This window comes from Sphingobium abikonense NBRC 16140, from assembly GCF_001598335.1.
Taxonomy (GTDB): domain Bacteria; phylum Pseudomonadota; class Alphaproteobacteria; order Sphingomonadales; family Sphingomonadaceae; genus Sphingobium; species Sphingobium abikonense.
Genome location: NZ_BCYT01000003.1, coordinates 143,804 through 165,282 on the forward strand (window position 1 = coordinate 143,804; position 21,479 = coordinate 165,282).

The following is a 21,479-nucleotide window of genomic DNA, read 5'->3' on the forward strand; positions in this document are numbered from 1 at the left end:
GGCTAAGGCCGCTGCTTGGCCGGACTGGCCGATCGACCCAGCGCTGGCACGGTGCGCGCTGCTTCCTCCGGCGTGATGCCCGGCGGCGGGGCGGCGGCGATCCGTTCCTCCCCCCGCATGATCCGGCCCGCGCGCTTGATCGCGCCCCGCAGCCGGGGATAGATGCCGCAGCGGCAGATATTGGTGATCGCAGCGTCGATCTGCTCGTCGGTCGGATTGCTGTTTCGCCGCAGCAGGACCGAAGCCGCCATGATGACGCCCGGCACGCAATAGCCACATTGCGACACATTGTCGGCGGCAAAGGCCTGTTGCAGCGGGTGGCCGCGATCGGGTGACAGCGCCTCGATGGTGGTGACGAACCGTCCTTCGGCATTGGCGATGCTGATCTGGCAGGATCGCACCGCTTCCCCGTCAATATCGACCGTGCAGGCACCGCAGTCGCCCGTGCCGCACCCATATTTCGTGCCGGTGAGGTTCGATGCGTCGCGCAGCGCCCATAGCAAAGGCGTGTCGGGGTCCATGCGATATTGGACCGGGCGATCGTTGACGGTGAATTTGGTCATGCGCCGGTCGGGGCCTCGCTATCATCCTCATCCTCGACCTGGTGGAACAGCACTTCGTTGCGGATGTGAATGGTGCGCGACGCCAGCCTTATTTCCTGGATGAAGGTGGCGAAGGCGGCGGTTTGAAGCAGCATCGCGAAGATGAAGATCAGCGCGATCGCGGTGCCCAAATGTGCGTTGAACAGTTCGGCGGCGAACAGCAGCATGACGACCAGGCAGATGGCGCAGCCAGAGGCGACCGACAGGAAGATCGCGCCGTTGACCACGCTCATCCGCTTGTCGAGCACGCGGATTTCCGCGACCAGCCGGTCATGTTCGCCCCCGCGTGTCACCAGCACGCTCTGTTCGACCTTGCGCGCCCGGTCGATCACTCGCGCCAGCCGCCCGGCGCAGACGTTGAGGAACGCGCCCAGGCCCGCCAGCATGAACACCGGCGCGACCGCCAGTTGGATGGTTGCCGCCACCTGGCTGACCTGGGGAAGCAGGATCATGCCGCTCATGCCATCACTCCAGCGCCTCGGGTCAGGCCGCGCCCTTTGACGACGGCGTATTGATACCCATCGACTTCAGATAGGCTTTGATGTTGCGCGCCGCCTGTCGCAGTCGCTGTTCATTTTCCACCATCGCGATGCGCACGAAACCCTCGCCGTCCTCGCCATAGCCCACGCCCGGGGCAACCGCGACCTTGGCGTGGGTGAGCAATTGCTTGGAAAATTCCAGACTACCCATGTCCTTCAGCGCCGGCGGCAGCGGCGCCCAGCAGAACATCGACGCGCGCGCGGCGGGAATGTCCCAGCCCGCCCGGCTGAAGCTTTCGACCAGCACGTCGCGGCGCTTGTGGTAGAGTAGGCGGTTCTTCTCGACGATATCCTGCGGCCCGTTGAGCGCGGCGCAGGCCGCCGCCTGGATGGGCGTGAAGGCGCCATAGTCGAGATAGGATTTCACCCGCGTCATCGCCGCGATCAGCTTGGCGTTCCCTACGGCAAAGCCCATGCGCCATCCGGCCATGGAATAGGTCTTGGACAGCGATGTAAACTCGATCGCCACGTCCTTCGCGCCAGGCACTTGCAGGATCGACGGCGTGGGATTGCCATCATAATAAAGCTCGGAATAAGCGAGGTCAGACAGGATCCAGACCTTGTTCTCCTTCGCCCAAGCGACGAGGCGCTCGTAAAAGGCGAGGTCCACCGTCTCCGCCGTCGGGTTCGACGGATAATTGACCACCAGGATCGAGGGGCGCGGCACGGTGAAGGCCATGGCGCGGTCAAGCGATCGGAAATAATTTTCGTCCGGCGTCGTGGGCACCGACCGGATCGTCGCGCCGGCGATGATGAAGCCGAAAGTATGGATCGGATAGCTGGGATTGGGGGCCAGCACGACGTCGCCCGGCTCGGTGATCGCGGTGGCGAGACTCGCCAGCCCCTCCTTCGATCCCATGGTGACGACGACCTCGGTTTCCGGGTCGATGTCGACGCCAAAGCGCCGGCCGTAGTAATTGGCCTGCGCCTTGCGAAGGCCAGGGATGCCGCGCGACTGGCTATAGCCATGGGCGCTTGGCTTGCGCGCCACTTCGACCAGCTTGTCGATGACATGGTCGGGCGGCGGCAGGTCAGGATTGCCCATGCCCAGGTCGATAATATCCTCGCCCGCCGCGCGCGCCGCGGCCCGCATCGCATTGACTTCTGCGATGACATAGGGCGGCAGGCGCTTCATGCGGTAGAATTCTTCGGACATTATTGGGGCTTTCCTGAAAGCATCCTGTAGGGAATAGTGCGTGACGCGCCGCTGGCGTGTCATAATCGGGCTATAACCGGCCGGATCGGGACATGCCAGCGAAAGCCGCGACGCGTGCAATGCCAGGAAGAGGATGGTGGCCATGGGAAAAAGCAACGTCATGGAGCCCCGCCTGCCGACCCTTGAAGAGATGCAGCAATGGACGCAGGTGCTGGGCCGTGCCCAGCAATTGATGCTGGAGCAGGCGGCGGGATCGACCGGCCATGCGCTGCCGTTCGATCCTGCGCTGGTTGCACGCATCCAGACCAGCTTCGCGGACGAAGGGCTGGCGCTGTGGCAGCGTTTTCTGGATGCCGGCGGCCTGCTGCGCGAACGGCCCGATCCCGCGCCGGAGAGCAGCCCTGCGGCGACCAAGGACCGGCGCTTTGCCGACCCGGCGTGGACCGAACATCCCTTCTATGACCTCATTCGCCAGAGCTATCTGCTGCTGTCCGATTATCTGATGAAGATGGCCGATGCGGTCGACGGCGTTGATCCCAAGCAAAAGGCCAAGCTGCGCTTTGCCACCACCGGTCTGCTCGACGCCATGGCGCCCAGCAATTTCCCGCTCACCAATCCGCAGGTCATGCGCAAGACGATCGAAAGCGGCGGCGAAAATCTGCTTACCGGCCTCAAACATATGCTGGCCGACATGGAAAAGGGGCAGCTCACGCACACCGATGGCACGAAGTTCGAGCTTGGCCGCAATATCGCCGCGACGCCGGGCAAGGTGATCCACGAAACTCCGCTCTACCAGCTGATCCATTACGCGCCTTCGACCGAAGAGGTGTTGGAAACCCCGCTCATCATCTTCCCGCCCTGGATCAACCGCTTCTATATTCTCGACCTTTCGCCCGAAAAAAGCTTCGTCAAATGGGCGGTGGATCAGGGGATCAGCGTGTTCCTCGTGTCCTGGAAATCGGCCGACCCGTCAATGAAGGACCTGATCTGGGACGATTATATTCTGGGCGGCCAAATCGACGCGATCGATACCGTGCGCGACCTGCTGGGCGTGGAGAGCGTGCATACGATCGGCTATTGCGTGGCGGGCACGACGCTGGCCGCGACGCTGGCGCTGCTTGCCGCACGGGGCGAAGCGGACAAGGTGGCGAGCGCGACTTTCTTCACGGCGCAGGTGGATTTCAGCCAGGCCGGCGACCTCAGCCTGTTCGTCGATGATGATCAGATGAAGCTGGTCGACCAATTGTCGGCGCAAGGCTTTCTCGACGGGCGCTACATGGCCGCGACATTCAACCTGTTGCGCGGGCGCGACCTCATCTGGAACTATGTCGTCAACAATTATCTGCTGGGCATGGATTATCCGCCGTTCGACCTGCTCTACTGGAATGGCGACACCACCAACCTGCCGGCGCGCTGGCACAAGGATTATCTGACGCAGCTGTATCGCGACAATCTGCTGGTTACGCCCGGCGCCATCAGCGTCGCGGGCACGCCGATCGACCTGCGCGCCATCCGCACCCCGGCCTATGTTCAGGCGGGCAAGGAGGATCATATCGCGCCGCTGGAAAGCGTATGGAAGCTGACCGAGCATTTTGGCGGCCCGGTGCGCTTTCTACTGGCGGGATCGGGTCATATCGCGGGCGTGGTCAATCCGCCGGCGGCTGGCAAATATCAATATTGGGCGTGCGAGCACGCGCAGCCCACACTTGCGCACTTTCTGGAAGAGGCGGTCGAGACCAAGGGTAGCTGGTGGCCGGACTGGCGCGCCTGGCTGGGCGAGATCAATCCGCGCCTGGTGCCGGCCAAGGGCGCGCGTATACCCGGCAAGGGCCGGTTGAAGGCAATCGAGGATGCGCCGGGCCGCTACGTGAAGGCGCGCTGAGCGCCCGCATTTCGTAACGTCAGATCATCCTCCGTTAAAAATGCGACGAACCGTTGATCCAATTTTGCTGCACCGCACAATAAGACTTGCAAAGCCCGACTTCATTCTCTATTGTGCAGTGCAACAAACGGAGGATGGTCATGGCCGATACCCCCAAGGGACCGAGGACTACAGCGCGCGCGAAAGCCGGGTCGACCACTATGTCGGCTGCCGAAGCCTTGATGGCGGCAGAAGCCGCGATCGGCGCGGAACCGGCGCGTAAGAAGCCGGCGCCGCGCAAAATGGCCAAGGAGGCGCCGGAAGGTGCGCTCAAGCCGGTTGAAACCAACCCGCAGTCGGAACCTGCGCCAAAGCCTGCGCCGCCTCCTGCACCCCCGCCGCCGCCAACCGCGCCCGCCTCCACCATGATCAAGAGCCCGACAGAAATGGCCGCAACCGCCACCACCGATCCGCTGCCCGCGACAGAAGGAACCAAGATGATGAACGACGTTATGGAAACCGGAAAGAAGTTCGCCGAAGATGCCAAGGCGAAGTTTGAAACCGCTTATGCGGACTTCAACGACAAGGCCAAGGCCCATGTCGAAAAGTCGACCAAGGCGGTCGAGGAAATGAGCGATATGGCCAAGGGCAATATGGAAGCCATGGTCGAATCCGGCAAGATCGCCGCCAAGGGCATGGAAATGATGGGCCAGGAAGCCGTCGATTTCACCCGCAAGAATTTCGAAAAGGCGACCGCTTCGTTCAAGAGCCTGGCCACCGCCAAGACGCCGACCGAATTTTTCCAGCTTCAGAGCCAGCTTTTCTCCAGCAGCTTCGATGACTTCACCAAGGAAGCTGCGAAGAACAGCGAAGCGATGATGAAGCTGGCCGGCGACGTCGCCCAGCCGCTGACCGCGCGCATGTCGCTGGTCACCGACAAGGTGAAGTCGATCGCCGCCTGATCGGCGCGATCCGCCTGAAAATATCAGATCGAGGGCGTCCTCTTCCATAGGGAAGGGGGCGCCCTATTCTTTTTGGGGGGGAGGGTAGATCGGCAAACGTCCCGTCGCCCCCTTGCCATATCGAGGCGAATCGCCATATCCTTGCGCATCATGAACAGTCTCATCACCGCATCATGGCCCGTGAACATGGCGGGCCGGGACCAGGACGATCAGGGCGAGGGCCCCGGCGGACCCAATGTCGGCATTGCTACCCGTACGCGCACCCGCACCAAGAAGCCGTCGCTCTACAAGGTGCTGATGCTCAACGATGATTACACCCCGATGGAATTTGTGGTGCATGTCCTTCAAAGCTTCTTTCGCATGGACATGGAGGAAGCCACGCGCGTCATGCTGCATGTCCATCAACGCGGCGTCGGCATTTGCGGCATCTTCAGCTATGAGGTTGCCGAAACTAAGGTGAACCAGGTGATGGATTTCGCCCGTCAAAACCAGCATCCGCTCCAGTGCACGCTGGAAAAGGCCTAAGCCTATCCGTTCTGCCGAAAGAGACTTGCTGTCCTCACGGATCTTGGTGGGAACCGTCTGATCCATTTCCCGCGTGGCTTGCCGCTTGGGCTGACGAAGCGCTAACGCTGCGCTCTTTCCATGCTCGTCACGTCTGCCTACACCCAGCGGTGTGACGCAGGAGAGCCAAACCGTTACCCCCTATGACCTTGCCGTGATCGGCGGTGGGGTGAATGGCTGCGGCATCGCGCGCGATGCGGCGGGCCGGGGCGCGAAGGTGCTGCTGCTGGAGCAAGGCGATCTGGCGCAGGGCACCTCGTCCGCCTCCACCAAGCTGATCCATGGCGGGCTGCGTTATCTGGAACATCGCGAATTCGGCCTGGTCCGCGAGGCGTTGGCCGAACGGGAAAGACTCTGGCGGATCGCGCCGCACATCATTCATCCGATGCGGTTTGTCCTTCCCTGGACTCCAGGCCTGCGCCCGCGCTGGCTGCTGCGCCTGGGTCTGTTCGTCTATGATCATCTTGGCGGGCGGCGGGCCTTGCCGGCGACGCGAAGCATCGACCTGCGCCGTCATGTCGCCGGGCAGCCGCTGAAACCAGGTTTTTCCACCGGCTATTGCTATTCCGACGGCTGGGTCGATGATGCCCGGCTGGTGCTGCTCAACGCGCGCGACGCTGCGGATCGTGGCGCATCTGTACAGACCCGGACGCAACTTGTCGGGTTGCAGCGCGAGGGCGCGCTTTGGGCAATCGACGCGCGCACGATGGACGGCGCAGCGCTGCATTTCCACGCCCGCGCGATCGTCAACGCCACCGGCCCATCGGTTCTGGCTCTGCCGGGCGCGGGGGAAGGGCTGGCAGGTCGAAAAATGCGGCTGGTGCGCGGGTCGCATATCGTCGTGCCGCGTCTGTTCGACCACAATTTTTCCTATTTCTTCCAACTGCCTGACGGCCGCATTTTCTTCGCCATCCCCTATGAGCGCGATTTCACGCTGATCGGCACCACCGACCAGGATCATGACAGCGAAAACGATAGGATCGTGGCAAGCGCGCAGGAAGTGGCCTATCTTTGCGCCGCCGCCGGCCGCTATTTCGCCCAGCCAGTCACGCCGGACGATGTGGTGTGGAGCTATGCCGGCGTCAGGCCGCTGATCGACGATGGCTCCGATCGGCCGGAGGCGGCAACGCGGGGCTATCAGCTGGAGCTTGACGAAGGCGGGGAGGGCGAGGCCCCGGCGCTGCATGTGCTGGGGGGCAAGATCACCACCTACCGGCATCTGGCGGCCGAGGCTGTCGAGAGACTCCAGCCGCTGCTCCCCATGCTCCGTGGTGGCGACTGGACCGCAAACGCGCCATTGCCCGGCGGTGATTTCGCGATGACCGGATTGCCCGCGCTGCTGGACAGGCTGGCGCAGGATTATCCGTTTCTGGATGCTGCCAGCGTCGACCGCATTGGCCGCGCTTATGGAACCGACGCCTGGACCTGGCTCCGGAGGGCGCGCGAATGGAGCGATCTTGGCGTCGCTTTCGGCGTCGGCTTTACCGAGGCGGAGGCGGTCTGGCAGATTGAGCGGGAGTGGGCACGCACCACTGAAGATATGCTGTGGCGGCGCACCAAGCTCGGCCTGCGCTTTACACCGGACCAGGTAGCCAGGCTGGAACGCTGGGTAAGGGGGAGGCGATGAAGGAGGCCAGATTGCTGGTGCTGGATGCGGGCACCACATCGACCCGCGCCATGCTCTATACTCCCGATGGCAGGCGTATTGCGACGGCGCAGCGCGCGCTCAGCCAATTCTTTCCCCGGCCCGGCTGGGTCGAGCAGGATGCCGCCGAGATATGGGCGCTAAGCCTGGCCTGCGCACGCGACATGGTGGCCAGGGCGGGTGGTGCGGACCGCATTGCCGCCATCGGCATCACCAACCAGCGGGAAACCGTTATAGCCTGGGACAAGCGCAACGGCCAGCCGATCGCCCCGGCAATCGTCTGGCAGGATCGTCGCACTGCCGACCAATGCCAGGCTTTGCGTGAGGCGGGGCATGAGGAGATGGTCCAGAGGCGGACTGGCCTGGTCATCGACCCTTATTTTTCCGCCACCAAGATGCGCTGGCTGATGGATCATGAGCCAGCGGTCATACAGGCCGGCGATGCTCTGGCGTTCGGCACGGTCGAAAGCTGGCTGGTCTGGAACTTGACCGGCGGCCTGCATATCAGCGACGCGAGCAACGCCAGCCGCACGCAATTGCTGGCGCTCGATGGCGCAAGCTGGGATCGGGAATTATGCGACCTGTTTGGCGTACCGATCGCAGCGCTTCCCGACATCGTCGACAATGCTGGTCATTTCGGCCCGACCAGCCTTGCCCTGCTCGGCGGATCGATTCCGATCTGCGGCCTTGCCGGCGATCAGCAGTCAGCAACGATCGGGCAAGGCTGCCTGTCTCCGGGACAAGCCAAGGCGACGCTGGGCACCGGCGCCTTCATCCTGACGCCGACCGGTACGGTCCCGCCCCGATCGGAAAACCGGCTGCTCGGCACCATCTTGTGCCAGCTGGGCGGTCAGCGCCGCTATGCGCTCGAAGGGTCGATTTTCGTTGCGGGCAGCCTCATCAAATGGCTGCGGGACGAATTGGGGCTGATCCAAGCGGCGGAAGACACAGAGGCTTTGGCCCGCTCCGTCCCCGATAATGGCGGCGTGTCCTTGCTGCCCGCCTTGTCGGGCCTTGGCGCGCCACACTGGCGGCCCGACGCGCGCGGGGTGATAGCTGGCCTGACACAAGGCACGACCCGCGCGCACATTGTGCGGGCTGCGCTCGAATCGATGGCGCATCAGCTGCACGATCTGGCCACGGCCTTCGCCGCCGATGGTGCGCCATGGACGGATTTGCGCATTGATGGGGGCATGAGCGCCAATGACTGGATCGCGCAGGATCTGGCCGACATGCTGAACCTGCCTGTCGAGCGTCCCACCGATGTCGAAACCACCGCGCGGGGCGCCGCGATGCTGGCTGCGGTTGGATCGGGTCTGCACGCCACATTGGAGGACGCGGCGGCGATCATGCCCAGTCGGCGGCGGTTTCAACCCGGCATGGACGCGCAGCTGCGAGCGGCGAGACTTGCGACTTGGCGCGCGCTTTTGCGGGCGGCGAAGGCAGCATCGTGAGCGAAAAATTAAGGATGCCGCCCTATCGTCCCACGCACCATGTCGCGGTTTTCTCTTCGTAGTCCTCAATCGCCTTTTGCGCCCGTCATAACCGGCTGCGTCTATTTCGCGGCGGCGAGCTTCACCGTGTCGATTTCACGCTTCGAAGGGGGGCTGGCTTTCATCTGGATCGCCAATGCGTTCCTCATGGCGGAATTGCTGACCACCCGCACATCCTATTGGCCAAGGGCGGTCGTTGCCTGCGCCATTGCGAGCGCCATCGCGACTGCCTTGTTCGGCATCGGCCCTGTCGCAGCGGCGCCGATGGCCCTGATCAACGTCAGCGAATCGCTGATCGTGGCGGTGATCTGCCGATCTTTGCTCAAGGATGATGTCGTCACGGGGTCTTTCAAACCCCTGGTGGTGTTCATCCTCGCGCTGTGCGGCGTGGCGGACATCGTCACGGGTGTGGCCGCTGCGGCGGTCGCGTCGGCGACCACGCCGGTCGGCTTCAGTGCATCCTGGCTGCAATGGTATTCGGGTCATGCACTGGGCGGCCTGACCTGCACGCCGGTCGTCATATTGCTGCTTCAGGGCGAATGGTCGCGCTGGCTGCGCGATACGCCCAAGGCGGTTAAGATCGAGGCGCTGATCCTGCTTGCCCTGTTCACGCTGGTGACGGTGCATGTCTTTTACTGGGCGCGTTATCCCATGCTGTTCGCGCCGATGCTGCCGCTTGTCCTGATCGCCTTTCGCGTGGGGCATATCGGAGCGGCTGCGTCCATCGTCATCCTGGCGGTGATCGGCGGGGTGGCGACGATGTCGGACACGGGCCCACTGATGCTGATTCCGCTGTCGACGGGCGAGCGGGTGCTGGCGTTTCAATTTTATCTGGCGCTCAGTTTCCTGCTGTCGATGCCTGTTGCGGCCGAACTGAACGGGCGCCGCCGCCTGTTCCAGATGTTGCAGGAAAGCGAATCGCGCTTTCGCGCCATTGCTGAACATAGCGGCGATGTCGTGCTGAACATCAGTCTTTCTGGCACGGTCGAATATGCGTCTCCATCGGCACAGGACATGATTGGCTGCGCCCCCGCGCTTTTGGTGGGGCAGAGCGTGACCGAACTAGTCGATGCGCAGGACCGGGAAGCCGTGCAGACAATCCATGCGCAGGCGCTGGCGCAGCCCGGCAGTGTCCAGCAGGCGGAATTCCGCCCGCTGACGGCGTTGAGCGATCTGGATTGTTGCGAAATGGTCAGCCGAGCGGTCGTGGACGAACGCGGCCAACCGGTTGGCGTCGTCAGCATGATCCGCGACATATCCCGGCACAAGGCCCGCCAGCGCGCGCTGCAACAGGTGGCTGCGCACGACGCATTGACTGGCGCGGACAGCCGCCGCGCCTTTCTGGACAAGCTGGACGCTGAAATGCTGCGCGCGGCCGATGGGGCGCGGTCCTGCCTGCTGCTGATCGACCTCGATCATTTTAAGGCGGTCAATGATCGCTACGGCCATGGCGGGGGCGACCGTGTCCTGACCAGTTTCGTGCAGCGCATCCTGCCCGAATTGCGGGACGGGGACAGCATCGGGCGGCTGGGGGGCGAAGAATTCGCGATCCTGCTCGCCGATTGCGACCGGCGCGATGCCAGTCAATTGTGCGACCGGCTGCGCCAGCGGCTTGCGGCGCCGATCAGCGTCAACGATCAGGCCGACGCAATCGCCGTGACCTTCAGCGCCGGGCTGGTGCAGCTGGATGGCGGGTCGACCCGATCGGCGATGCTGGAGGCTGCGGACCGCGCTTTGTATGATGCGAAACATAGTGGCCGCAATTGCCTTCGCCTGGCTGCCTAGCCCGATATTCGCGACCTCGTTTAATTCGCAATGATATGTTGTAACTTGATCCGGGCTGGCCTATGTAGCCGGGACCATGTCGCACAGCCTCCGCCAAGCCCTCGTCTCCGGACGACTCGATCGCCTCGCGATCGCAGTATCGGGCCTGTGCGTCGCCCATTGTTTCGCGACTGCCGTCGTGCTTGGGTTGCTTGCGTCGGCCGGCGGGATTTTCGAAAGCCCGATCTTTCATGAGGCCGGTCTGGTAATCGCCATAGCGCTCGGCGCGATTGCACTGGGGCATGGGGCGATCGTCCATGGCTTCATGATGCCGGCCGCTGTCGGATCGCTGGGCCTCGGCGTCATGACGGGCGCGCTGACGATGGATCATGGGTTGCAGGAAAGCGTCTACACGCTGATCGGCGTCGGCATCCTGGCGCTTGGCCATGATCTCAATCACCGGGCCAGCCACTAGACGTTCATCGGGGCAATGGGCGCTGGTTCAGCCTTTTTCTGACGGCTCGCGCGTGCGATGTTCGCCTTTTACCCAGCGCACGGTGCCGGTGCTGGCGCGCATCACCACGCTCTCCGTCGTCAGCTTGCCGCCGGGTAGCCGCTTGACCCCGTCGAGCAGCGAGCCGTCGGTCACGCCCGTCGCGGCAAAGATGCAATCGCCCTTGGCCAGATCCTTGAGGTCGTAGATTTTTTCGAAATCGGTGATGCCCCATTTGCGCGCGCGTTGGCGTTCATCGTCGTTGCGGAAGAGCAGGCGGCCCTTGAACTGGCCGCCGACGCAGCGCAGCGCAGCGCAGGCAAGCACCCCCTCGGGCGCACCGCCTGATCCCATATACATGTCTATCGTGGTTTCCGGATCAGTCGTCGCGATGACGCCAGCCACGTCGCCATCGGGGATCAGCATGATGCCGCATCCGATCGCGCGCAATTCGGTGATCAGCTTCTCATGACGCGGGCGATCGAGCACGCACACGATGATCTCATGCGGCTCGACGCCCTTGGCCGCCGCCACCGCCGAGACATTGTCGCGGACGGACCGATCCAGATCGATGACCCCGTCGGGATAGCCCGGACCCACGGCCAGCTTGTCCATATAGACGTCCGGCGCGTTGAGCAGCCCGCCTTCCTCTGCGATGGCCAGCACGGCAAGCGCGTTCGGCCCCGCCTTGGCAGTGATGGTGGTGCCCTCCAGCGGGTCCAGCGCAATGTCGATCCGTGGTCCCTTGCCGATCGCGCTGCCGACCTTCTCGCCGATATAAAGCATCGGCGCTTCGTCTCGCTCGCCTTCGCCGATCACGACGGTGCCATCCATGTAGAGATCGTTGAAAGCCAGGCGCATGGCTTCGACCGCGGCGGCGTCGGCGGCCTTTTCATCACCGCGCCCGATCAGCCGGGACGCTGCGATCGCCGCAGCTTCGGTCACGCGGACCATCTCCAGCACCAATACCCGGTCCAGGTTCGCGCCTGCCTGTTCCATCACATCCTCTTCTCTTTTCTATTGCCCCGCCGATAGGCGCTCGCTGCCGCCTTGTCGAGCATGGCCCTCATTCGGCCATGATCGAATGATCGTGTGATCGCATGCGCCTGGCAGCTCTTCTTTTCACTTTGATGCTGCTGTCGCCGGGCAGGGGGCAGGCGCAGGACAGACCCGATCCGATGGCAGCCTATCGGGCCAAGACGCAGGTGCTCAAGCCCTGCGATCGCAGTGGTGGGGGCATCGTGGTGTGCGGCAACCGCGCAGAGCGCAACGCGCGTCAGCGCTTGCCATTGCCCAGGGAGACTGACGAGGGCCGCATCGTTGTTGGCGACGCACCGCGCGCATCGGCCGCGCCGGTGCGGCAAGGGGCGTGCGGCGTGGTCGGCGGGCAGGGAGCGGGCTGTGTTGGCGGGTTGAACGCGATCAAGGTCATCGACATGCTCGGAAAGGGTGCAACGCTCCTGATTGATCCCGATGCCGATGTTGCGTCGCCACCGCCCTTGCCCGAAAAATTTCGCGGCGCGACGCCGCGCTGACCTGCGCTTAGTCCAAGATGTGCATCACCATCGGCGCTTCAAGCAGGCTGTCCGATCCGCTCAATCGCTCCAGCGTGTCGCGCACACATTGTTCCGCGCCTGCATGGGTGACGATCGCCACCAGCACGCCATCTTCCTGATTGGCGCCGCGCTGGATCATGCTTTCAATCGACACGCCTGCGTCGCGGGTCGCCGCCGCAATCTCCGCCAGAACGCCGGGACGGTCCTTGACCCGGAACCGCAGATAGGCGCGGCCCACGCGCGCGCCGGCATCGGCCGTCTTGTGGGGGGCCAGCGCGGCGACCGGCATGGCGAAGGCGTCGCCATATTCGTCGCGCGCCACGTCGATCAGGTCCGCGACGACGGCCGATGCGGTGGGACCATCGCCAGCGCCCCGTCCTTGGAAGAAAAGGCGGCCGACGAAATTACCCTCCGCCACCACCGCATTCAGCGATCCGTCGACATGGGACAGCGGATGATCGAGCGGCACCAGCATGGGATGGACGCGCTGGAACAGGCCGCCGTCCGGGCCGTCGTCCGGGGCGTTCTGGGCCATGCCGACCAAGCGAATGCGATAGCCCAGTGCTGCGGCTTCCGCGATGTCGGCGGCGATGACGTGGCGGATGCCGGTGGTCGCCACCGCATCGAAATCTAGTTCGGTCCCGAAGGCCAGGCTGGCCAGGATCGACAGTTTGTGCGCGGCGTCCACCCCGTCGATGTCGATACCGGGATCGGCCTCGGCAAAGCCGAGGTCCTGCGCTTCCTTGAGCACATCGTCGAAACTGCGCCCCTCCTTTTCCATCGTGGTCAGGATGTAATTGCAGGTGCCGTTCAAGATGCCGTAGACGCGGCTGATCTCATTGGCCGCAGCGCCTTCGCGCATGCCCTTGATGACCGGAATGCCGCCCGCGACCGCGGCTTCATATTTGAGCGCGATACCGCCCGTTTCGGCCAGCCGGGCGAGATCCAGGCCGTGATGCGCCAGCATCGCCTTGTTGGCGGTCACGAACGGCTTGCCTGCGTTGAGGCACTGGCGCGCCAGGGTCAGCGCCGGGCCATCCGCGCCGCCGATCAATTCCACCACGACATCGACATCGTCGCGAGCCGCCAGCGTGGTCATGTCATCCACCCACTCATAGGGTGAAAGATCGACGCCGCGATCCTTGCTGCGGTCGCGCGCGGATATGGCAACGATCTGTATCGGGCAGCCGGCGCGGCGGGCGATCAGGTCGCCATTGGTTTCCAGCAACCGGATAACGCCGCCACCCACCGTACCGAGGCCGACGAGCGCGACGCGCAACGGGGCATGGCGGTGCAGATTGGTCATGGCGGCGGCTTTCCTTCTGGTTCCCAATGCCGTGCTGATAGCCATGTCTGCCCGCCTGTCCAAGGAAAAGCGCCCTTATCCGACGCTGCGGTTCCGGCGGCAGGAGCCGAGCGCGGCGATCACCAATTGATAATCCGCGCGCGCGGCCTGGGCGTCGGAAGGCGAGAGGGTGCGGACCGATTGCGGCGGCAGGACGGGCGGCAGGCCGCAGGCGAGGCGATACCAAAGCAGGCTGCCCTCCTCGGGCGGGCGGGCGGCCTCGTCCACGATCTCGCCCAGCGCCACGGCCCAGCGCGGTGCCTGTCCCGGCCGTCGCAGGATCGAAAGCGACACGGGATCGCCTGTTTCCGTCCGCAGGAATATCTGCGTCTCGCTTTCCCCGGCGATGGTGCCCGCAACATGGAAGGCTTCGCCGGGGCCGAGGATACGGGGCGGCGCATCGGGGGCGACCAGTGCGGACAGGATCGTGCGGATGCGCGCGACAGCCTGGGGTGTCGTCGGAAGCTGGGCGTCAGGCGCCACCAACTGGACTTCGCCGGGCTTCCCCCCGGCACGGGCAAAGATGATCACCTCGTCCTTCTTGAGCTTGGGCAGCTTGCCACGCCCGTCGAGCGGGGCGTCATAGAGATAGGTGACGCTGGGGCTGATGCCGCCTTCGCCGCGAATCAGGCCAAGGGTTTCCGCTTCGATATAGACGCGCCGATGCCCTTTCTGCACGCCTGTTGCCCGATCCGGCTTTAGCGCGATGCTGTTGCGAATCCGCACATGGGCGACCAGCGGCGCCTGTTCGGCAAGGTCCACGACGTCCGCATAGGTTAATCCCCCGACATCGCGCGTTGACGCCTCCGATGATGACGTTACCATCGGAGTGTCTTGTGCAAATGTCGGAGAAACCCCGGAAGGTGCGGCGGAAATGAGGCAGGCCAGCATCAGGCTGCAACGGTAAGTGGCGGGTTTCATCTACTGCTTCGTCCTGTATTTTCAGCCCGTGGCGGGAATGTCACAGGCAAGTGTTTCTGATAGGAAATGGTAAACGCAAATGAAGATAACGATAAAGCGTTTGCGTGCCACGATGCGTCGCGATAGGAGTTCGCTCGGTAGCAAATGAACGGACAGGGGCCAAAGGTGGCCGGGATAAGCCCGGACAGCTTGGGTCGTTTTTGGCTGATTTGTATAAACCACTGGTAAGATGAGTTAAGGAGTGTCGTTGCCGAATGGCCTATGCTGACCACTCGCAAGGATCGAGTCGCACGATATCGATCGTCATCGTCGCCCTGATTCACGCTGTTCTCGGCTATGCCTTCGTCACCGGTCTTGGCATGAAATATGTCAAAAAGGCGGCGGAACAGCTGAACGTGATCGACGTGAAGGAGGAGCCCCCGCCACCTGACGAGGAACCGCCGCCGCCGCCGCCAGACCAGCCGGTCGAGCCGCCGCCGGTCGTTGCCCCGCCGCCTATCGTCCGGACCCCGGCGCCTGCGCCGCCGATCCAGACCGTGCGGACGCCGCCCCCGGTGTTCAACCCGGTTCCGGTCGCTGCTCCGCCGCCACCGCCGCCGGCTCCGCCGCCGCCGCCCGTTGCGGCATCGCGCGCTTCGCCACGTGGCAATCCTGGGTCGTGGCTGAGTGACGCGGATTATCCTAGCCGCGCTCAGCGTGAAGAACGCTCGGGTACCGCTGGGTTCCGCCTGGACATCGGCGCGGACGGTCGGGTGACCAACTGCACCATCACCTCTTCGACCGGCCATAGCGATCTCGACGAGGCAACCTGTCGTCTGCTGCCGCGCCGCGCGCGCTTCAAGCCGGCGAAGGGATCCGATGGCAAGGAGATGCCCGACACCTACACTGGGCGCATCACCTGGCGTCTGCCTGAATAATCCAAATGGGCAAGGCGCGCGCCCGGCGCCGCCTTTCCCCCGCTTGATCTCATTGAGAGGGAAGTCTTGAACATGTTGATGTATCTCGCAGCTGCGGCTCCCCAGGCCGAAAACCCGTATGGCCTGATGGAAGCCCTTGAACAGGGCGGCACCATCGCCTGGACCGTATTCATCATCCTGTGCGCCATGTCGGTCGGCACTTTCTACATTCTGTTCACCAAGCTGATCGAACAGCAGAAGGTGATCAATCAGGGCAAGAAGATCCGCGCGACCTTCTGGCGTTCGGCCTCGCTGCGCGAAGCCTCGGCCAAGCTCGAAAAGAACTCCGCCTACAAGCAGATCGTCGACGACGGCATCAAGGCGCAGGAAGAGCATGGCAAGCTGAAGGATCCGGTCGAAGCGCATGACTGGCTGCACGGCTCGCTCGCCCGTTCGGAAGGCGCGATCAACTCGTCGCTGAATGGCGGCCTGGCGTTCCTCGCAACCGTGGGTTCGACCTCGCCGTTCATCGGTCTGTTTGGTACGGTTATCGGCATCTATCGCGCGCTCATCAAGATCGGCGCCGCCGGTCAGGCTTCGATCGACGCCGTTGCCGGCCCGGTCGGTGAAGCGCTGATCATGACCGCCCTGGGTCTGGCCGTCGCCGTTCCCGCGGTGCTTGCTTACAACTTCCTGCAGCGCCGCAACAAGGCGATCGCCGAGCAGCTGAACGGCTTCACCGTCGATCTGCTGGCCTATCTGGTTTCGGACGGCGCCGTGAAGCCGACCGTTGCTGCCGCGCCCGGCGCCCCGGTCGCCAAGCCGGCCGCTACGCCGACCAAGGCCTGATCGGTCTCAAGACGACGGTTGCGGGAATCGGGTGGCGGCTGCGACCGCCCGGTTCCCCGCCGACCATGGCTCCCATACTCGTCTCCCAGACTGATGGGCGGCCATCGACACCAAGGTTAGGATAATATCAATGGCAATGAGTGTTGGCTCCGACGGCGGTGACGACAAGCCGATGTCCGACATCAACACGACGCCGCTCGTCGACGTCATGCTGGTGTTGCTCATCATCTTTCTCATCGCGGTCCCGGTCGTCGTCCAGACGGTTGAGCTGCAGCTTCCCAAGGTTGAGTTCGAGCCGACCACGACGAAGCCGGAAAATGTCTCCCTGTCGATCACGCAGGCCGCCGACGGCAGCTGTGCGGTTTTCTGGGGCATGGCGCCGGTGACGTCGAGCGAACTGCTCGACCGCGCCGTCGCCAAGCTTGAGGCGGACATCAAGAAGGCGGGTGGCGTCGAAAATCTGAAGCCCGAAGATCTGCCCGAAGTGCATATCCGCGGCGACATCAATACACCCTATCGGTGCATTGGCGGCACCATCTACACGATGCAGCGCGCCGGTTTCCCCCGCGTGGGCTTCATCTCCGAACCGGAACCCGGTTCGGGCACCGTCCGCCTCTGATCGGTTGAAGAAGGAGAAATCCCCATGGCAATGAGTGCCGGCTCCGAAGATGGCGAACCGATGGTGGAAATGAACACGACGCCGTTGATCGACGTCATGCTCGTTCTGCTCATCATGTTCATCATCACCATTCCGATCCAGACCCACGCGGTGAAGATCGACCTGCCGCAAAATGCGCCGCCGTCTGACAGCGTGATCGATCCGGTCAAGAACAAGGTCGCGATCGACGCCGGTGGCGTCATCACCTGGAACGGTTCGCCGATCGACCTGCTGACTTTGCGTCAGTATCTGCAGCAGTCGCTGCGCCTGCCGGTCGAACCGGAACTTCAGTTCCAGCCGGATGCGCAGACCCGTTATGTGGTCGTCGATTCGGTGCTTGCGGAAATCAAGCGCGCAGGCGTCACCAAGCTGGGTTTCGTCGGCAACGAACAATATGGCAATTTCTAAAGGCTGATTTTTGGACCTGACGCGCACTTACGAGGACTTCCCCTTCGCGCTTATTGTCTGAAATTGCCTGAGAATTATTGCACGGATCAAGGGTCGCCAATGGCGGCCCTTTTTTTGCAAGCGCACCAAGCCGTTGCGCCTGCGTAGCGGTTTAATATTTTGCTTACCGATTTGCGCGATTGTCTTGCAAAGGACTGATCATGAGCGCCGACCCGCAATTTGAACAGGATCGCAAACGCCGCAATGCGGATCGACGGGTCGTCCAGATCGGCATCAGGGTCCGTCGTCCTGGCGAAACCTGGTTCAGCAGCCATATCGCGGATCTGTCGATCACGGGCTTCCGGCTGCAAAGCTTCATGAAATTACGCCCCGGCGACGACCTGTGGCTCATGCTACCGGGCTTTGAAGGGCGGCGTGCGCGCGTTTTGTGGACACGCGGCCATGAATCAGGCTGCAGCTTTGAGCGGCCATTACACCCGGCGATACTGGATCATGTGGTGCAGATCGGCCGGCGGCAGGCGGACGCCTGACCGCCATCATTCAGTTGCTGATGCCATCCTGAAATTGCAACCGCGCCAGGCGGGCATAGAGGCCATCGCGTGCAAGCAGCGTCGCATGATCGCCCTCCTCGACGATGCGTCCCTCATCCATCACGATGATACGATCGGCCGCGCGCACCGTCGCCAGCCGATGGGCGATGACGATGGTTGTGCGCCCCTGCATCAATGTCGCCAATGCGTCCTGCACCAGCCGTTCGGATTCGGCGTCCAGCGCCGAGGTCGCCTCGTCCAGCAGCAGGATGGACGCATCGCGCAGCAGGGCGCGCGCAATGGCGATCCGCTGGCGCTGGCCACCGGACAGGCGCGCACCGCCTTCGCCCAGGAAACTGTCCAGCCCTTGTGGTAGATCCCGCAGGAAGGCGTCCGCATTGGCTGCCCGCGCCGCATCCCATATTTGCGCGTCGCTCGCGCCCCAGCGCCCATAGCGCAGATTGTCGCGCGCAGACGCAGCAAAGATGACGCTGTCCTGCGGCACCATCGCCATCATCGCACGGAGTTCAGCCGGGGCCAGATCCGGCAGGGCCACGCCGTTTAAACGGACTGCCCCCGAATCGGGATCGTAAAAGCGCAGCGCCAGCTGGATCAGCGTTGATTTGCCGGCGCCCGAAGGCCCAACTACCGCGACCGTCTCGCCTGGATGGATGTCGAGGTCGATCCCATGCAGCGCCGCTTGGTCAGGCCGCGTCGGGTAATGAAACCGAACCTGATCGAAGGTCAGGCGCGCGCCCCGCTCCATGGCAGGAAGCATGTGGGTCCGGGAAGGGGGGCTGATGTCGGGCAACGCCGTCATGAGTTCGCCCAGCCGGCTCGCCGCGCCCGCGCCGCGCAGCAAGTCGCCCCAGCTTTCCGATAATGAACCGAACGCGCCGGCGACCAGCCCGCCGGTCAGAACGAAGGCGGCGATGCTGCCCCCAGACAGCCGCCCGGCAGCCACGTCGATCGCACCCAGCCACATGACGCCGGTAATCGCCCCGAAGATCAGCGCAAAGGCGACGGCCGTCATCATCGCCCGCAGCCGGATGCGTTGCCGTGCCGTCGCAAAGCCGCGCTCGACGGTGGCGCGAAACCGCGCTGCCTCCCGCTCTTCCTGACCAAAGGCCTGGACGATCTTCATCGCCCCCAGCACTTCGGTCGCGGCGCTGCCAATGTCAGCGAGCCGATCCTGGCTGGCGCGCGACAAGGCACGGACTTTGCGCGCAAGGCCGATCAGCACCAGCAGCACGATCGGAATGCCCAGCAGTAACAGTCCGGCCAGCTTGGGGGCCAAGGCAAACAGATAGACCAAGCCGCCAATCGCCGTCACCATGTTGCGCAGCGCCACCGATACGGTGGAGCCGACGATCTGCTCCACGATCGCGGTGTCGGCGGTCATGCGCGACGCGATCTCAGAGGGGCGATTTTCTTCAAAGAAACGGGGCGCCTGCCGCAGCAGATTAGCCTGCGTCGCGCAGCGTATGTCGGCCACCACGCGCTCGCCCAGCCAGGATACGAAATAGAAGCGCAGCGCGCTGGCCAGCGCCAGCACGACCACGATCATCAGCAGATATTCGAACCAGCGGCCGATATCGCCGCCGCCCATGAACCCCTTGTCGATGACCAGGCGAAACCCGTTGGGAATGGCGAGGGTCGCCGCCGACGACACGATAAGGGCGATCAGCGCGCCCGCGATCCTGCCGGGATAGCGGCGGGCGAACCGCCAGAGCATCGCCAGATTGCCAAGCGCCGGCCGCGTGTTGGGAGTGCTGCTGTCATCCGCCATGACGGGCGCTTAGCAGCCTGCCTTGTCGCCCTCAATGGCTCCTTCAGCCCGCTGGCGCGACGGACCCGGCCAGTTCCATGATCCGCGCCGGTGCGGCCTGTCCGGTCAAGGCATAGGCCATGGTGCCGACCTCCCAATAGGCGACGACGTCGGCGGCGCGGCGCTCGATAAGCGGCTTGGCCTCGGCCGGTGTCTCGGCCCGGTCGGCAAAGAAGGACAGATGTTCGCCACGCGGCGTTTCCAGTGACATGGCGATGGCGGGGCTGTCGGACGTGGGGAATAGTTGCACGTCGGTGATCCGCCAGTCGCGAGGAAGGTCGGGCAGGACAATGCCTGTCGCCGCTTCGATTTCCTGGGGATTGAGGGTCGCGCTTTCCACCTGCGACGCCATCGCCTGACGCAGCAGTCCCGCGCGGCGAGATGCGGCCGCCTCGTCAAGGAAACTGCTCGCTTGCGCGGCCTGCGGAAATTCGCCGAGTTCGCCGCGCGCGATCCATCCCGCCCCGATCAACGCCGCAATCCCCGCAGCGCGCTGGACATGACGCCAGGTCCGGCCGCGGTCATTATCATTGGCGACCGGCACGGAGATGTCGCGCCGACGACCGACCAGTGTGCCCTTGGTCCCGTCCTTCACCAACCGAAAGTCGATATGGGGCCAGCGTTTACGCCACCGGCGCGCGACCAGTCGCTCGCCGGGCCGCGCCGCATCGTCGAGCAGCACGACGCCCTGGGGCGACAATCGTGCGAACAGGCTGTCCGCCGCGCCGCGCACGAGCGGATGGACGCTCCAGGGCGGACCATCGATGATGATGAGGTCGATCTGTTCCGGCACCCCGTCCAGCGCATACCATCGCCCCGGCCAGTCGCTGCTATCCTGCGTCAGCGGGGCGTGACGAATGTCGACCGACAGGCCATGGTCGCTCAGCCATTGCCGCGTCGCATCAACGAACCCACCATGCTGGTCGAAACTGTGCAATTGCCCGCCGCCATGGAGTTGCAAAGCGCGCGCAGCCACCAGCGATGACGCGCCCGCGCCGAGTTCCACCACATGGGCCGGGCGCAGCCGGGCAATTTCCCGGACGATATGCCGCAGAAAGCCGACATCCGCCTTCCAGCTTCCCAGATGCGGCAAGGCGTCATGGGCAAGGCCCAGATCGTCAAGCAAGGCCCGCTTGTCCGCCTTGCGACCGCCCGACAGGCTGGCGAGCAACCACGGCCAGCCGATTGCCCCGAAACCGATGCGCCACGCCATGTCGGACAGCCGGCGCGACCATTGCGCGTCCGTCCCATGCCTGTCATCCAGAGGCAGGAAACCGGTAAGCTCACGGGACGTCACGGGCAATCAACTCCTGATGCGGGCAAGGCGGCGACTCTATGCCCGTTCATGCGGCGCGCGCATAGGGTGCAAGATGACCCGGCACGCAAATGCGGCAGAATAACCGGCCTGT

The 21,479-nt window shown here is 63.9% G+C and carries 21 protein-coding genes; 13 read left to right on the top strand and 8 right to left on the bottom strand.

Annotated features, from left to right (window positions below; all coding sequences use genetic code 11):
• Positions 1-2: 2 nt before the first annotated feature.
• Genes SAB01S_RS04535 through SAB01S_RS04545 form a run of 3 tightly spaced genes read right to left on the bottom strand, consistent with a single transcriptional unit; the run spans position 3 to position 2,297 of the window.
• Positions 3-563: a (2Fe-2S)-binding protein gene (locus SAB01S_RS04535; protein WP_062731937.1), complete on the bottom strand. Its 561-nt coding sequence runs from the start codon at positions 561-563 to the stop codon at positions 3-5.
• The gene (locus SAB01S_RS04540) at positions 560-1,054 is read right to left on the bottom strand and encodes a DUF2721 domain-containing protein (protein WP_031298891.1); all 495 of its coding nucleotides are present in this window, start codon (positions 1,052-1,054) and stop codon (positions 560-562) included. The genes SAB01S_RS04535 and SAB01S_RS04540 overlap by 4 nt, the downstream gene beginning before the upstream one ends.
• Positions 1,055-1,085: 31 nt before the next feature.
• Complete coding sequence (locus SAB01S_RS04545; protein ID WP_062731938.1) at positions 1,086-2,297, bottom strand: LL-diaminopimelate aminotransferase; 1,212 nt, start codon at positions 2,295-2,297, stop codon at positions 1,086-1,088.
• 142 nt (positions 2,298-2,439) lie between these two features.
• Between SAB01S_RS04545 and SAB01S_RS04550 the strand changes: the two genes are divergently transcribed.
• From SAB01S_RS04550 to SAB01S_RS04580, 7 genes are all read left to right on the top strand, one after another.
• Positions 2,440-4,179 carry a PHA/PHB synthase family protein gene (locus SAB01S_RS04550; protein WP_062732095.1) on the top strand — a complete coding sequence of 580 codons (1,740 nt, stop codon included), beginning with the start codon at positions 2,440-2,442 and terminating at the stop codon, positions 4,177-4,179.
• 140 nt (positions 4,180-4,319) lie between these two features.
• Complete coding sequence (locus tag SAB01S_RS04555) at positions 4,320-5,120, top strand: phasin family protein (protein WP_031298894.1); 801 nt, start codon at positions 4,320-4,322, stop codon at positions 5,118-5,120.
• 150 nt (positions 5,121-5,270) lie between these two features.
• Positions 5,271-5,645 (top strand): ATP-dependent Clp protease adapter ClpS, encoded by a 375-nt coding sequence (clpS, locus tag SAB01S_RS04560; RefSeq protein WP_009822770.1) that lies wholly within the window; start codon positions 5,271-5,273, stop codon positions 5,643-5,645.
• 151 nt (positions 5,646-5,796) lie between these two features.
• The gene (locus SAB01S_RS04565) at positions 5,797-7,311 is read left to right on the top strand and encodes a glycerol-3-phosphate dehydrogenase (protein WP_062731939.1); all 1,515 of its coding nucleotides are present in this window, start codon (positions 5,797-5,799) and stop codon (positions 7,309-7,311) included.
• Positions 7,308-8,783, top strand: a complete 1,476-nt coding sequence (locus SAB01S_RS04570) for a glycerol kinase (protein WP_062731940.1) — start codon at positions 7,308-7,310, stop codon at positions 8,781-8,783. The genes SAB01S_RS04565 and SAB01S_RS04570 overlap by 4 nt, the downstream gene beginning before the upstream one ends.
• A 39-nt stretch (positions 8,784-8,822) precedes the next feature.
• Complete coding sequence (locus SAB01S_RS04575; RefSeq protein ID WP_062731941.1) at positions 8,823-10,607, top strand: sensor domain-containing diguanylate cyclase; 1,785 nt, start codon at positions 8,823-8,825, stop codon at positions 10,605-10,607.
• Between the two features lie 76 nt (positions 10,608-10,683).
• The gene (locus SAB01S_RS04580; protein ID WP_062731942.1) at positions 10,684-11,061 is read left to right on the top strand and encodes a MerC domain-containing protein; all 378 of its coding nucleotides are present in this window, start codon (positions 10,684-10,686) and stop codon (positions 11,059-11,061) included.
• Between the two features lie 27 nt (positions 11,062-11,088).
• Here the strand turns inward: SAB01S_RS04580 and glpX are convergent, their stop codons facing one another.
• Entirely contained in the window at positions 11,089-12,078 is a 990-nt protein-coding gene (glpX, locus tag SAB01S_RS04585; RefSeq protein ID WP_062731943.1) for a class II fructose-bisphosphatase, read from the bottom strand.
• 101 nt (positions 12,079-12,179) lie between these two features.
• Here glpX and SAB01S_RS04590 point away from each other — a divergent pair, with 101 nt between their 5' ends.
• A complete protein-coding gene (locus tag SAB01S_RS04590; RefSeq protein ID WP_245646410.1) occupies positions 12,180-12,614 on the top strand; it encodes a hypothetical protein in 435 nt (144 codons plus the stop codon).
• Between the two features lie 7 nt (positions 12,615-12,621).
• On the opposite strand, the gene SAB01S_RS04595 is transcribed toward SAB01S_RS04590, so the two are convergent.
• Both SAB01S_RS04595 and SAB01S_RS04600 read right to left on the bottom strand, forming a co-directional pair.
• Complete coding sequence (locus SAB01S_RS04595; protein WP_062731944.1) at positions 12,622-13,941, bottom strand: homoserine dehydrogenase; 1,320 nt, start codon at positions 13,939-13,941, stop codon at positions 12,622-12,624.
• A gap of 75 nt (positions 13,942-14,016) precedes the next feature.
• The gene (locus tag SAB01S_RS04600; RefSeq protein WP_083951163.1) at positions 14,017-14,805 is read right to left on the bottom strand and encodes a hypothetical protein; all 789 of its coding nucleotides are present in this window, start codon (positions 14,803-14,805) and stop codon (positions 14,017-14,019) included.
• 350 nt (positions 14,806-15,155) lie between these two features.
• On the opposite strand from SAB01S_RS04600, the gene SAB01S_RS04605 reads away from it, so the two are divergent.
• From SAB01S_RS04605 to SAB01S_RS04625, 5 genes are all read left to right on the top strand, one after another.
• Positions 15,156-15,818, top strand: coding sequence for an energy transducer TonB (locus tag SAB01S_RS04605; RefSeq protein WP_062731946.1), 663 nt, complete (start codon positions 15,156-15,158; stop codon positions 15,816-15,818).
• Positions 15,819-15,890: 72 nt separating this feature from the next.
• Positions 15,891-16,646: a MotA/TolQ/ExbB proton channel family protein gene (locus SAB01S_RS04610; protein WP_174525615.1), complete on the top strand. Its 756-nt coding sequence runs from the start codon at positions 15,891-15,893 to the stop codon at positions 16,644-16,646.
• A gap of 130 nt (positions 16,647-16,776) precedes the next feature.
• Positions 16,777-17,265 (top strand): ExbD/TolR family protein, encoded by a 489-nt coding sequence (locus tag SAB01S_RS04615; protein WP_062731948.1) that lies wholly within the window; start codon positions 16,777-16,779, stop codon positions 17,263-17,265.
• A gap of 24 nt (positions 17,266-17,289) precedes the next feature.
• On the top strand, positions 17,290-17,712 hold the full coding sequence (locus SAB01S_RS04620) for an ExbD/TolR family protein (RefSeq protein WP_021227927.1): 423 nt from the start codon (positions 17,290-17,292) through the stop codon (positions 17,710-17,712).
• A gap of 200 nt (positions 17,713-17,912) precedes the next feature.
• Positions 17,913-18,242 carry a PilZ domain-containing protein gene (locus tag SAB01S_RS04625; RefSeq protein ID WP_062731949.1) on the top strand — a complete coding sequence of 110 codons (330 nt, stop codon included), beginning with the start codon at positions 17,913-17,915 and terminating at the stop codon, positions 18,240-18,242.
• 10 nt (positions 18,243-18,252) lie between these two features.
• Here the strand turns inward: SAB01S_RS04625 and SAB01S_RS04630 are convergent, their stop codons facing one another.
• A complete protein-coding gene (locus tag SAB01S_RS04630; protein WP_062731950.1) occupies positions 18,253-20,031 on the bottom strand; it encodes an ABC transporter transmembrane domain-containing protein in 1,779 nt (592 codons plus the stop codon).
• Between the two features lie 43 nt (positions 20,032-20,074).
• Positions 20,075-21,367, bottom strand: coding sequence for a class I SAM-dependent methyltransferase (locus SAB01S_RS04635; protein ID WP_062731951.1), 1,293 nt, complete (start codon positions 21,365-21,367; stop codon positions 20,075-20,077).
• Between the last annotated feature and the right edge of the window lie 112 nt (positions 21,368-21,479).

Coding starts and splice junctions, on each gene's coding strand:
- SAB01S_RS04590 (WP_245646410.1), top strand. CDS start 12,180: ATGCGCCTGGCAGCTCTTCTTTTCACTTTGATGCTGCTGTCGCCGGGC.
- SAB01S_RS04545 (WP_062731938.1), bottom strand. CDS start 2,297: ATGTCCGAAGAATTCTACCGCATGAAGCGCCTGCCGCCCTATGTCATC.
- SAB01S_RS04605 (WP_062731946.1), top strand. CDS start 15,156: ATGGCCTATGCTGACCACTCGCAAGGATCGAGTCGCACGATATCGATC.
- SAB01S_RS04570 (WP_062731940.1), top strand. CDS start 7,308: ATGAAGGAGGCCAGATTGCTGGTGCTGGATGCGGGCACCACATCGACC.
- SAB01S_RS04555 (WP_031298894.1), top strand. CDS start 4,320: ATGGCCGATACCCCCAAGGGACCGAGGACTACAGCGCGCGCGAAAGCC.
- SAB01S_RS04550 (WP_062732095.1), top strand. CDS start 2,440: ATGGGAAAAAGCAACGTCATGGAGCCCCGCCTGCCGACCCTTGAAGAG.
- SAB01S_RS04625 (WP_062731949.1), top strand. CDS start 17,913: ATGAGCGCCGACCCGCAATTTGAACAGGATCGCAAACGCCGCAATGCG.
- SAB01S_RS04540 (WP_031298891.1), bottom strand. CDS start 1,054: ATGATCCTGCTTCCCCAGGTCAGCCAGGTGGCGGCAACCATCCAACTG.
- SAB01S_RS04600 (WP_083951163.1), bottom strand. CDS start 14,805: ATGGTAACGTCATCATCGGAGGCGTCAACGCGCGATGTCGGGGGATTA.
- SAB01S_RS04620 (WP_021227927.1), top strand. CDS start 17,290: ATGGCAATGAGTGCCGGCTCCGAAGATGGCGAACCGATGGTGGAAATG.
- SAB01S_RS04535 (WP_062731937.1), bottom strand. CDS start 563: ATGACCAAATTCACCGTCAACGATCGCCCGGTCCAATATCGCATGGAC.
- SAB01S_RS04610 (WP_174525615.1), top strand. CDS start 15,891: ATGTTGATGTATCTCGCAGCTGCGGCTCCCCAGGCCGAAAACCCGTAT.
- SAB01S_RS04580 (WP_062731942.1), top strand. CDS start 10,684: ATGTCGCACAGCCTCCGCCAAGCCCTCGTCTCCGGACGACTCGATCGC.
- SAB01S_RS04575 (WP_062731941.1), top strand. CDS start 8,823: ATGTCGCGGTTTTCTCTTCGTAGTCCTCAATCGCCTTTTGCGCCCGTC.
- SAB01S_RS04630 (WP_062731950.1), bottom strand. CDS start 20,031: ATGGCGGATGACAGCAGCACTCCCAACACGCGGCCGGCGCTTGGCAAT.
- glpX (WP_062731943.1), bottom strand. CDS start 12,078: ATGGAACAGGCAGGCGCGAACCTGGACCGGGTATTGGTGCTGGAGATG.
- SAB01S_RS04595 (WP_062731944.1), bottom strand. CDS start 13,941: ATGACCAATCTGCACCGCCATGCCCCGTTGCGCGTCGCGCTCGTCGGC.
- clpS (WP_009822770.1), top strand. CDS start 5,271: ATGAACAGTCTCATCACCGCATCATGGCCCGTGAACATGGCGGGCCGG.
- SAB01S_RS04615 (WP_062731948.1), top strand. CDS start 16,777: ATGGCAATGAGTGTTGGCTCCGACGGCGGTGACGACAAGCCGATGTCC.